The sequence below is a fragment of the Pantoea sp. GL120224-02 genome (assembly GCF_900215395.1).
Lineage (GTDB): Bacteria > Pseudomonadota > Gammaproteobacteria > Enterobacterales > Enterobacteriaceae > Pantoea > Pantoea communis.
In genome coordinates, this window is sequence record NZ_OBEC01000009.1 from 1 (window position 1) to 11,446 (window position 11,446).

At 55.2% G+C, this 11,446-nt stretch carries 6 protein-coding genes and 2 rRNA genes; 7 read left to right on the forward strand and 1 reads right to left on the reverse strand.

The window, feature by feature from the left end; genetic code table 11:
* The 6 genes from CRO33_RS16610 to aceK form a co-directional block, all read left to right on the forward strand.
* Window positions 1–85: ribosomal RNA gene (locus CRO33_RS16610) — 23S ribosomal RNA — on the forward strand; the annotation flags it as partial.
* Between the two features lie 105 nt (window positions 86–190).
* A 5S ribosomal RNA gene (gene rrf, locus CRO33_RS16615) occupies window positions 191–306 on the forward strand.
* A 384-nt stretch (window positions 307–690) separates the two neighbouring features.
* Window positions 691–1,620 carry a homoserine O-acetyltransferase MetA gene (gene metA, locus CRO33_RS16620; protein ID WP_034827128.1) on the forward strand — a complete coding sequence of 310 codons (930 nt, stop codon included), beginning with the start codon at window positions 691–693 and terminating at the stop codon, window positions 1,618–1,620.
* A gap of 271 nt (window positions 1,621–1,891) precedes the next feature.
* Window positions 1,892–3,490 carry a malate synthase A gene (aceB, locus tag CRO33_RS16625; RefSeq protein ID WP_097118905.1) on the forward strand — a complete coding sequence of 533 codons (1,599 nt, stop codon included), beginning with the start codon at window positions 1,892–1,894 and terminating at the stop codon, window positions 3,488–3,490.
* A 16-nt stretch (window positions 3,491–3,506) separates the two neighbouring features.
* Window positions 3,507–4,808: an isocitrate lyase gene (gene aceA / locus CRO33_RS16630; RefSeq protein ID WP_058960030.1), complete on the forward strand. Its 1,302-nt coding sequence runs from the start codon at window positions 3,507–3,509 to the stop codon at window positions 4,806–4,808.
* A gap of 133 nt (window positions 4,809–4,941) precedes the next feature.
* Complete coding sequence (gene aceK, locus CRO33_RS16635; RefSeq protein WP_097118906.1) at window positions 4,942–6,675, forward strand: bifunctional isocitrate dehydrogenase kinase/phosphatase; 1,734 nt, start codon at window positions 4,942–4,944, stop codon at window positions 6,673–6,675.
* On the opposite strand, the gene iclR is transcribed toward aceK, so the two are convergent.
* Window positions 6,672–7,502, reverse strand: coding sequence for a glyoxylate bypass operon transcriptional repressor IclR (gene iclR, locus CRO33_RS16640; protein ID WP_097118907.1), 831 nt, complete (start codon window positions 7,500–7,502; stop codon window positions 6,672–6,674). The genes aceK and iclR overlap by 4 nt on opposite strands.
* Before the next feature lie 198 nt (window positions 7,503–7,700).
* Between iclR and metH the strand changes: the two genes are divergently transcribed.
* The gene (metH, locus tag CRO33_RS16645; RefSeq protein WP_097119022.1) at window positions 7,701–11,384 is read left to right on the forward strand and encodes a methionine synthase; all 3,684 of its coding nucleotides are present in this window, start codon (window positions 7,701–7,703) and stop codon (window positions 11,382–11,384) included.
* Window positions 11,385–11,446: the final 62 nt, after the last annotated feature.

Below are 11,446 nucleotides of genomic sequence, written 5' to 3' on the forward strand. Positions count from 1 at the left end.
AAGACGACGACGTTGATAGGCCGGATGTGTAAGTGCAGCGATGCATTGAGCTAACCGGTACTAATGACCCGTGAGGCTTAACCTTACAACGCCAGAGGCGTTTTTGAAGAGACGCGAGTAGATTTTCAGCTTTGTTCAAACGGATTGGTTCGCGTGGTGACGGATGTCACGGCGTGAATAACAGAATTTGCCTGGCGGCTGTAGCGCGGTGGTCCCACCTGACCCCATGCCGAACTCAGAAGTGAAACGCCGTAGCGCCGATGGTAGTGTGGGGTCTCCCCATGCGAGAGTAGGGAACTGCCAGGCATCAAATAAGTGAAGAAACCCTGAACGAAAGTTCAGGGTTTTTTTACGTCTGCAGATCGGCGAAATTAATACTAACAGCCACGAAGATCGCCAAAATACCGCTAAATGCGCTGCGAAAAAAGATTGAAGTGCTCCGTAAAATCCCCCATTTTTCCTCTCAAACACTGTCATTACACCTCATCTATATGCAAAAAACGCATAGAACACCGCGTTGGTCGCGCAAAGATGTAGCATAAATAGGCGGATCAGACCTCCAAATCCCGCCTTAAACTGAAACATTTTCATAATCCGCATGAAGACTCGACATTCAGCGGATGCCAGGCTAATCTCGGGCATCTGGATGTCTAAACGTTTATACGGTTATCAGTAAGAGGTCAGTTAGCTATGCCAATCAGAATCCCCGACGAATTACCGGCAGTGAATTTTTTGCGTAATGAGAACGTGTTTGTCATGGCCTCATCGCGCGCCAGTGTTCAGGAGATTCGCCCGCTAAAAGTACTGATCCTCAACCTGATGCCAAAAAAGATCGAAACGGAAAATCAGTTCTTACGCTTACTCTCCAACTCGCCACTGCAGATCGACATACAGCTACTGCGCATCGACAGCCGTGAGTCACGCAATACGCCGAGCGAGCATCTCAATAACTTTTACTGCAACTTCGAAGATATTGAGCACGATAATTTCGATGGTCTGATCGTTACGGGTGCCCCGCTGGGATTGGTGGATTTCAATGACGTGGCATACTGGCCGCAGATTCAGCGTGTGCTGCACTGGGCGAAAGAACACGTCACATCCACGCTGTTTGTCTGTTGGGCGGTACAAGCCGCGCTGAACATTCTGTACGGCATTCCAAAGCAAACGCGTCAGAACAAACTTTCAGGCGTGTATGAACATCAAATCCTGCATCCGCATGCTTTGTTAACCCGTGGATTTGACGACAATTTCCTCGCGCCGCATTCGCGTTATGCTGATTTCCCGAGCCAGTTAATTCGCGACTATACCGATCTCGAATTGTTTGCCGAATCTGACGCCACCGGGGCTTACCTGATGGCGAGTAAAGACAAGCGCCTGGCGTTTGTAACTGGCCATCCTGAATACGATGCGCTGACGTTATCCGGTGAATACCATCGTGATTATGATGCCGGGCTGCATCCGGAAGTACCATTTAACTACTTCCCACAAGACAATCCTGAACTGCCACCGCGTGCCACCTGGCGCAGCCACGGTAATCTATTGTTCTCAAACTGGCTAAACTATTACGTTTACCAGATTACACCGTTCGATCTGCGTCATATGAACCCCACACTCGACTAAAGCAAAGCTCGCTTTTCTCGTTAAATGTGCCGTGACAGCCTCGTGCTGTCGCGGCATTTTTTTTGCCTTGCGCAAGCTTGTGGAATCCATTGCCTTTAATTTGAGAGTTTAAATTACATATTTATCAGTATAATAAGGCAGTTTAAATATAAAAATGGAAATAGTTTTTGAAAATAAGATAAAAATCATTATGCTCTGATCTTGCCGGTTAAAAATCACCCTACACCCGGATCCCCGTAAATGGGGACGGATCATAACAGGAGCAGCCCGCATGACAGATTCGGTTATCCACAATACGCTGACCTTCACTCAGCCCCTTACCTACGCGGAAAAGCAGCTGCTCACCCCGCAAGCCATCGACTTCCTGCACACACTGGTCGCGCGTTTTGCACCGGAACGTGAGCGCCTGTTAAAAGCACGTCAGCAGCGCCAGCAGCGTTACGATCAGGGTGCCTTACCTGACTTTGATTCGGAAACCACTTCCATTCGTGAACGTGACTGGCAGGTTCGCCCGATTCCCCAATTGCTGCGCGATCGTCGCGTCGAGATCACCGGCCCGCCGGATCGCAAAATGGTGATCAACGCGCTGAATGCGAACGTCAACGTCTTCATGGCCGATTTCGAGGATTCGCTGGCACCCACCTGGCAGAAATTGATGGATGGCCAGCTGACACTGCGTGATGCGGTCAACGGCACGCTGAACTTCACCAGTGAAGCGGGCAAGATCTACCAGCTGAAATCCGATCCTGCTCTGCTGATGTGTCGTGTACGTGGGCTGCATCTGAATGAAAAACACGTTGAGTGGCGCGATCGGGCCATTCCCGGCGGGCTGTTTGATTTTGCGCTCTACCTGTTCCACAACGTTGAGGCACTGCTGGAAAAGGGGCATGGCCCCTGGTTTTATCTGCCAAAAACCGAGCATGCATCTGAAGTGGCGTGGTGGCGTGAGATCTTCCGCTTTAGCGAGGATCGCTTTGATCTGCCGCGCGGCACCATCAAAGCCACGGTATTGATCGAAACGCTGCCAGCGGTATTCCAGATGGACGAGATCCTGTGGGAACTGCGCGATCACGTGGTCGGCCTGAATTGTGGTCGCTGGGATTACATCTTCAGCTACATCAAAACCCTGGCACAGCACGGCGATCGCATTCTGCCGGACCGCCAGCAAATCAGTATGGATCAGCCCTTCCTCGATGCCTATTCACGGTTGCTGATCAAAACCTGCCACCGCCGCGGCGCACTGGCGATGGGCGGCATGTCCGCGCTGATTCCGAGCAAAGATGCCGAGCGTAATGCGTGGGTGATGCAGAAAGTACAGGAAGACAAAGCGCGTGAAGCCGGTAACGGCCATGACGGCACCTGGGTCGCGCATCCGGGGCTGGCCGATATCGCCATGGCTGAATTCGACCGGCAGCTCGGCAATCAGCCTAATCAGCTGCAGGTCAGTCGCGATCAGGATGCACCCATCACCGCCGAACGTCTGCTGCGGCCATGTCGGGGTCTGCGCACTGAAGTGGGTATGCGCGCCAACATTCGCGTGGCGTTGCAGTACCTTGAGGCGTGGATTGGGGGTAACGGCTGCGTGCCGATTGATGGGTTGATGGAGGATGCCGCCACGGCAGAAATTGCCCGCACCTCCATCTGGCAGTGGATTCATCACAAGCAGATCCTCAGCGATGGCCAACTGGTGACCGCCGAACTGTTTGAGCGGCTACTCGATGAAGAGATGCTGGCCCTGCAACAAACGCTGGGCGAGGAGCGCTTCCGTAGCGGACGCTTTGCCGATGCCGCCGCGCTGATGGCGCAAATCACCACGGATAACGAACTGGTTTCTTTCCTTACTCTGCCGGGCTACCGCCTGCTGCCATGAACCTGGAGATAACGCTATGAATCGTCACCAACAGATCAAACAACTGGAATCGAGCTGGAACGACGCACGCTGGCAGGGCATTACCCGCCCCTATAGCGCGGAAGATGTTATCAACCTGCGTGGCTCAGTGAATCCGGCCTGCACGCTGGCAGAGCGCGGGGCGAATAAACTGTGGTCGTTGCTCAATGGTGAGTCCACCAAAGGGTATATCAACAGCCTCGGCGCCTTAACCGGCGGGCAGGCAATACAGCAAGCCAAAGCCGGAATAGAGGCGATCTATCTCTCCGGCTGGCAGGTGGCGGCGGATGCGAATATGGCCGGGCAGATGTATCCCGATCAGTCGCTCTATCCGGCGAACTCGGTGCCGAATGTGGTCGAGCGTATCAATCAGAGCTTCCAGCGCGCCGACCAGATTCAGTGGGCGAATGGTCTGTCGCCAGAAGATGAAGGCTTTATTGACTACTTCCTGCCGATTGTGGCGGATGCAGAAGCGGGTTTTGGTGGCGTGCTCAATGCCTTCGAGCTGATGAAATCGATGATTCAGGCAGGTGCCGGTGCGGTGCACTTTGAAGATCAGCTGGCCTCGGTGAAGAAGTGTGGCCATATGGGTGGCAAAGTGTTAGTGCCCACTCAGGAAGCGATTCAGAAACTGGTGGCTGCGCGGCTGGCAGCTGATGTCATGGGTGTGCCGACGATATTGCTGGCACGCACCGATGCGGATGCCGCTGACTTGATTACCTCCGACTGTGACGAGCGAGATGCTCCGTTTATCACCGGGCAACGTACCGCTGAAGGGTTCTTCCGTACTCGCGCCGGTATTGAGCAGGCGATCAGCCGTGGCTTGTCGTATGCGCCGTACGCAGATGTATTGTGGTGCGAAACCTCGACGCCGGATCTCGAACTGGCGCAACGTTTTGCCGACGCGATTCACGCGCAGTATCCGGGCAAGTTGCTGGCCTACAACTGCTCGCCGTCATTCAACTGGAAGAAGAATCTCGACGATCGCACCATCGCCCGTTTCCAGCAGGCATTAAGCGACATGGGCTATCGCTTCCAGTTCATTACGCTGGCCGGCATTCATAGCATGTGGTTCAACATGTTCGATCTGGCACACGCGTATGCGCAGGGTGAAGGGATGCGCCATTACGTTGAGAAAGTGCAGCAGCCGGAATTTGCCGCGCGCGAAAAAGGCTACACCTTCTCCTCGCATCAGCAGGAAGTGGGCACCGGCTATTTTGATCGCATCACCAACGTGATTCAGGGCGGCCAGTCTTCCGTGACCGCACTGACCGGTTCGACAGAAGCTGCGCAGTTCTGATCAGTCTGCATGCGTACCCTACGAAAATTGCACGACCCATTCGTAGGGTCGCCATTGATGCCGACTAAAACCGCATCGCGGACTTTCATCACGCCTGGCCCATGGATGGGCTCCCTTTGCCGGAGCGTTGCCGATGACACCGAGAGAATCTCTGATCGCCCACACCATTCTGCAAGGTTTCGACGCGCAGTATGGCCGCTTTCTGGATATCACCGCAGGCGCCCAGCAGCGCTTCGAGCAGGCCGACTGGCATGCCGTGCAGCAGGCAATGAAAGCGCGTATCCATCTTTACGATCACCATGTTGGATTGGTGACCAACCAACTGCGCATCCTCAATGATGTGTCAAACTGGGATGAAGCGTTCTGGCTGCGGGTAAAAAGCCACTATGAGACGCTGCTACCCGGTTATCCGCGCCATGAAATTGCCGAAAGCTTCTTTAATTCCGTCTATTGTCGCTTGCAGGGGCACAGCCATCTCGATCCCAATCGGCTGTTTATCATCCCGTCGCAGCCCTATGTCGCCGCGCCGATGGCACAACGTCCATTGTCGCGGCTGTACCGTCCACAAGGCAGCTGGCATGAAGTATTAAGGCAGGTTCTGAACGATATTCCTTTGCGCTTGCCCTGGCAGGATATCACCCGCGATATCGGCTGGATCGTCCGCCACTTGCATGAACAGTTCAGCCCCGCTCAACTGGCCACCGCCACGCTGGATGTCGCCGGTGAACTGTTCTACCGCAATAAAACCGCCTGGATCGTGGCGCGATTGCAGTTGAGTGATGGCATGGTGCCTTGCTTGCTGCCCATCCAGCGCGATGAGGCGGGACGCTTGTGGATCGATACCTGCTTAACCGACAGCGACGACGCCAGCATCGTCTTTGGCTTCGCACGCGCCTATTTTATGGTGTATGCACCGGTGCCCGCAGCGTTGGTTGCCTGGCTGCAACCGATTCTGCCGGGTAAAACCCTCGCCGAACGCTACATGGCCATCGGCTGCCAGAAACACGGCAAAACCGAATGCTACCGCGAATACCTGCATTATCTGTCACACAGCGACGAAGAGTTCACCGTCGCGCCCGGCATCCGCGGCATGGTGATGCTGGTGTTTACGCTGCCCGGATTTGATCGCGTATTTAAGGTGATTAAAGATCGCTTCGCGCCGCAGAAAGAGGTCACTGATGCGCAGGTGCGTGACTGCTATCGCATGGTCAAAGAGCACGACCGTGTGGGACGCATGGCCGATACACAAGAGTTTGAGTACTTCGCGATACCGCGCGCACGTATCCCGGCAGCGCTGATGGAGGAATTTCAACGCGACATTCCGGAGAAGATGGAACTGCGTGAAGATGTGCTGATTATCCGTCATCTGTGGCTGGAGCGTCGTATGGAGCCACTAAATTTGTGGCTGGCGCAGGCCACACCAGAACAGCGTCAGCACGCGATTGGCGAATATGGCGATGCGATTTGCCAGTTGGCGGCAGCGAACATTTTCCCCGGCGACATGCTATTTAAAAACTTCGGCATGACGCGTCACGGTCGCGTGGTGTTTTACGACTACGATGAAATTCGGCCTATGACCGAACTGCAGTTCCGCGATGTGCCGCCAGCACGTTACGAAGAGGATGAGCTGCAAGCCGAGCCGTGGTACAGCGTGGGGCCGGATGATGTGTTCCCCGAAACCTTCCGCTATGCGCTGTGCAGCGAGCCGGGCACCGGTAAGTTATTGCTCGCGCTGCACCCGCAGCTGTTTGATCCGGGCTGGTGGCGCGCGCTGCAAACGCGCATCCGGGAAGGGCATATCGAAGAAGTGATCGCCTGGCGCGCCGGACAGCGTTTCAGCGCGCGCTATGCATCAGTGGCCGCTTAGCGGCCAGAATAGGTCTGCGTGACCAGCCTGGCGGCACGGATCACCAGCGCGCCCAGTTCGGTCACACGGTCGTCGGTCATGCGTGCTATCGGGCCGGAAATCGAGATGGCGGCAAAAGGCTCGCCGTGCTCATCATAGATGGGTGCCGCCACGCAGCGCAGGCCCAGCGCGTGCTCTTCATCATCATGTGAGAAGCCCATCTTGCGAATCAGCGCCAGATTCTCTTTCAGGCTGTGCGGAGACATCAAAGTTTTCGGTGTGTAGTGGTGCAATCCTTTCTGATGCAACAGCGCGGTCACCTGCTCATCGCTGAGATGGGCGAGAAATGCTTTGCCTGCGCCAGACGCGTGCATCGGTAGCTTACCGCCAATCGGTGCCGACATACGCATCAGCTGCGTACACTGCACCTGGTCAATAATCACTGCCTGATAGTCGCTGAGATCCAGCACCGCCAGATTCACTGTCTCTCCGGCATCTTCCATCAGTTTACGCAGGATGGGATGCACAATCGCCAGCAGATTGCGGCTCTGAAGAAAACTGCTGCCGACCACAAAGGCATGTGAGCCGATGGTCCAGAAGCCCAGATCACCAACCTGATGCACAAATCCCTGCTGCTGCATGGTGGTCAGCAGGCGATGCGTGGTGGAATTCGGTAAACCGGCCTGTTGAGCCAGCTCGGTCAGGGCAACGCTGCCGTGAGATTCGGCGATCAGTTCGAGTAAACGCAAACCGCGCGTCAGGGATTGAACTTGCCCACCTGCCGGGGCGCTGGTGGCTGTTGCGGCACGCGGTTTTTTTCCACGTTTCGCCGGTACTGGGGTTGCCATAACGTCTCCACAATCGCATCAATGCTGGAAACCATTTTCGTTTTTGGGCGTATGAATGCAAACGCTGCTTTACTGGTCGGATCTGTAATACTTTCAGGCTGAAAATGTCTCATCTGTCGTGACTTTTGCTCACCGGAAAGTTATGCCAGTATGTTTGGCTGGCATATTAGCCAACGCAATGACGTGGACGGGGCGAGAGTGAGCAATAAAACAGAAATGCTGCATCAGCAACTGGCACAGCGGATTATGATTTTGGACGGTGGCATGGGCACCATGATTCAGAGTTATAAACTCAGCGAAGCCGATTTTCGTGGCAGCCGTTTTGCCGACTGGCCCTCCGATTTGAAAGGCAATAACGACCTGCTAGTGCTCACCAAACCGGACGTTATTCGCGAAATTCATGATGCTTATCTTGCCGCTGGCGCAGATATTCTGGAAACCAACACCTTCAACTCCACCACCATTGCGATGGCAGATTACGCGATGGAAGCTTTGTCAGCGGAGATTAACTTTGAAGCGGCAAAACTGGCGCGCGCCAGTGCGGATGCATGGACGGTAAAAACACCTGACCAACCGCGCTATGTTGCGGGCGTGCTCGGCCCCACCAACCGCACCTGCTCCATCTCGCCGGATGTGAATGATCCTGCCTTCCGAAACGTCACCTTCAATCAGCTGGTGGAAGCCTACCGCGAATCAACGCATGCGCTGATTGCGGGTGGTTCAGATCTGATCATGATTGAGACGGTGTTCGATACCCTGAATGCCAAGGCGGCGATTTACGCGGTGCAGGTCGAGATGGAAGCGATGGGCGTGAAGCTGCCGGTGATGATCTCCGGTACCATTACCGATGCCTCGGGTCGCACACTCTCCGGCCAGACCACAGAAGGTTTCTACAACTCACTGCGCCACGCCGAGCCGCTGTCGTTTGGCCTGAACTGTGCGCTCGGTCCAGACGAGCTACGCCAGTACGTGCAGGAGCTATCCCGCATTGCGGAAGGCTATGTCACTGCTCACCCTAACGCCGGTTTGCCGAATGCGTTTGGTGAATACGATTTAGATGCGGCAACCATGGCTGAACAGATCGGCGAATGGGCGCGAGCCGGTTTCCTGAATATCATCGGCGGCTGCTGCGGTACCACGCCGGAACATATCGCGGCGATGGCGGCGGCGGTTGAGGGCGTTGCCCCCCGCCAGCTGCCTGAAATCCCTGTTGCCTGCCGTCTGTCCGGTCTGGAACCCCTGAATATTCACGCTGATTCGCTGTATGTGAACGTCGGTGAACGCACCAACGTCACGGGTTCGGCCAAATTTAAGCGTCTGATTAAAGAAGAGAAGTACAACGAAGCGTTGGATGTGGCCCGTCAGCAGGTGGAAAGCGGCGCGCAAATTATCGATATCAACATGGACGAAGGCATGCTGGATGCGGAAGCTGCGATGGTGCGCTTCCTCAACCTGATTGCCGGTGAACCCGATATCGCGCGCGTACCGATCATGATCGACTCCTCCAAGTGGGAGGTGATCGAGAAAGGGCTGCAGTGCATTCAGGGCAAAGGCATCGTTAACTCAATTTCGATGAAAGAGGGCGTTGAGCCGTTTATCGAACACGCGCGTAAAGTGCGACGCTACGGTGCCGCCATGGTGGTGATGGCGTTTGATGAAGTCGGCCAGGCGGATACCCGCGCACGTAAAATCGAAATCTGTCGTCGCGCCTACAAGATTCTGACGGAAGAGGTCGGTTTCCCGCCAGAAGACATCATTTTCGACCCAAACATCTTCGCAGTCGCCACCGGTATTGAAGAGCATAACAACTATGCGATGGACTTTATCGGCGCCTGTGAAGACATCAAGCGCGAGCTGCCGCATGCGATGATCTCCGGCGGCGTGTCTAACGTGTCGTTCTCGTTCCGTGGTAACGATCCAGTGCGCGAGGCGATTCACGCGGTGTTCCTCTATTACGCGATTCGCAATGGGATGGATATGGGCATCGTCAACGCCGGTCAGCTGGCGATCTATGACGACTTGCCCGCAGAACTGCGCGATGCGGTGGAAGATGTGGTGCTGAACCGTCGTGACGATGGCACCGAGCGGTTACTGGAGCTGGCGGAGAAATATCGCGGCAGTAAAGGTGACGGCGAGCAGGAGAAGCAGCAGGCCGAATGGCGTAGCTGGGATGTGGTTAAACGTCTGGAATACTCGCTGGTAAAAGGCATCACAGAGTTTATTGAGCTGGACACCGAGGAGGCGCGTCAGGCTGCCGCACGGCCCATTGAAGTGATTGAAGGGCCGCTGATGTCCGGCATGAACGTGGTCGGCGATTTGTTCGGCGAGGGCAAAATGTTCCTGCCGCAGGTAGTGAAATCGGCGCGCGTGATGAAGCAAGCGGTGGCCTATCTCGAACCTTATATTGAAGCCAGCAAAGAAGCCGGGCGCAGTAACGGTAAAATCGTGCTGGCGACGGTGAAGGGCGATGTGCATGACATCGGTAAAAACATTGTCGGCGTGGTGCTGCAGTGTAATAACTACGAAATTATCGATCTTGGCGTGATGGTGCCAAGTGACAAAATCCTGAAAACCGCCATTGCTGAAAATGCCGATATCATTGGGCTTTCCGGGCTGATTACGCCTTCGCTGGATGAGATGGTCAACGTGGCGAAAGAGATGGAGCGCCAGGGCTTCACCATCCCGTTACTGATTGGCGGTGCGACCACGTCGAAAGCGCATACGGCAGTGAAGATCGAGCAGAACTACAGTGGTCCAACGGTGTATGTGCAAAACGCCTCACGCACCGTGGGTGTTGTCTCTTCACTGCTCTCAGAAAGCCTCAAAGAGGAGTTTGTGGCCCGCACGCGCAAAGAGTACGACACGGTGCGCATTCAGCACGCACGTAAGAAGCCACGCACGCCGCCGGTCAGCCTGCAAACCGCACGCGACAACGATTACGCCATCGACTGGGAAAGCTATACGCCGCCGGTCGCGCATCGCCTTGGGGTCAGCGCGGTTGAAGCCAGTATCGACACCCTCCGTAACTACATCGACTGGACGCCGTTCTTTATGACCTGGTCGCTGGCGGGGAAATACCCGCGCATTCTCGAAGATGAAGTGGTGGGTGAAGAGGCTAAACGCCTGTTTGCCGATGCCAACGCCATGTTGGACAGGCTCAGTGAAACCGGCACCCTCAATCCGCGTGGCGTAGTCGGGATTTTCCCGGCAAACCGCGTCGGAGACGATATTGAAGTCTACCGTGATGAAAACCGCGATCAGGTGATAGGTGTGAGCCATCACTTACGTCAGCAGACCGAGAAAACCGACTTCGCCAACTACTGCTTAGCTGACTTTGTCGCACCGAAATCCAGCGGTAAAGCCGATTATCTCGGTGCGTTTGCTGTCACCGGTGGACTGGAAGAGGATGCGCTGGCCGAAGCCTATGAACAGCAGCATGATGACTACAACAAAATCATGATCAAGGCGCTGGCAGACCGTCTGGCCGAAGCTTTTGCCGAATATCTGCATGAGCGGGTACGTAAGGTGATTTGGGGCTTTGCCGCTCATGAGAACCTGAGTAACGAAGAGTTGATTCGCGAAAATTATCAGGGCATTCGTCCTGCTCCGGGCTATCCGGCCTGTCCGGAACACACGGAGAAAGCGCAAATCTGGCAGTTGCTGGATGTGGAGACGCACACTGGCATGAAGCTCACGGAGTCCTTTGCTATGTGGCCGGGTGCGGCAGTATCCGGCTGGTATTTCAGCCATCCGGACAGCAAATACTTCGCTGTGGCGCAGATTCAGCGTGATCAGGTGGAAGATTACGCGGCGCGTAAAGGGATGAGTGTCAGCGAGGTTGAGCGCTGGCTGGCACCGAATCTGGGTTATGACGCGGATTGATGGGCTGATGGCGTAAAAGGATACGCAGAGCATTCAGTCGGGGCCCAACCAGGCAAGGCCCC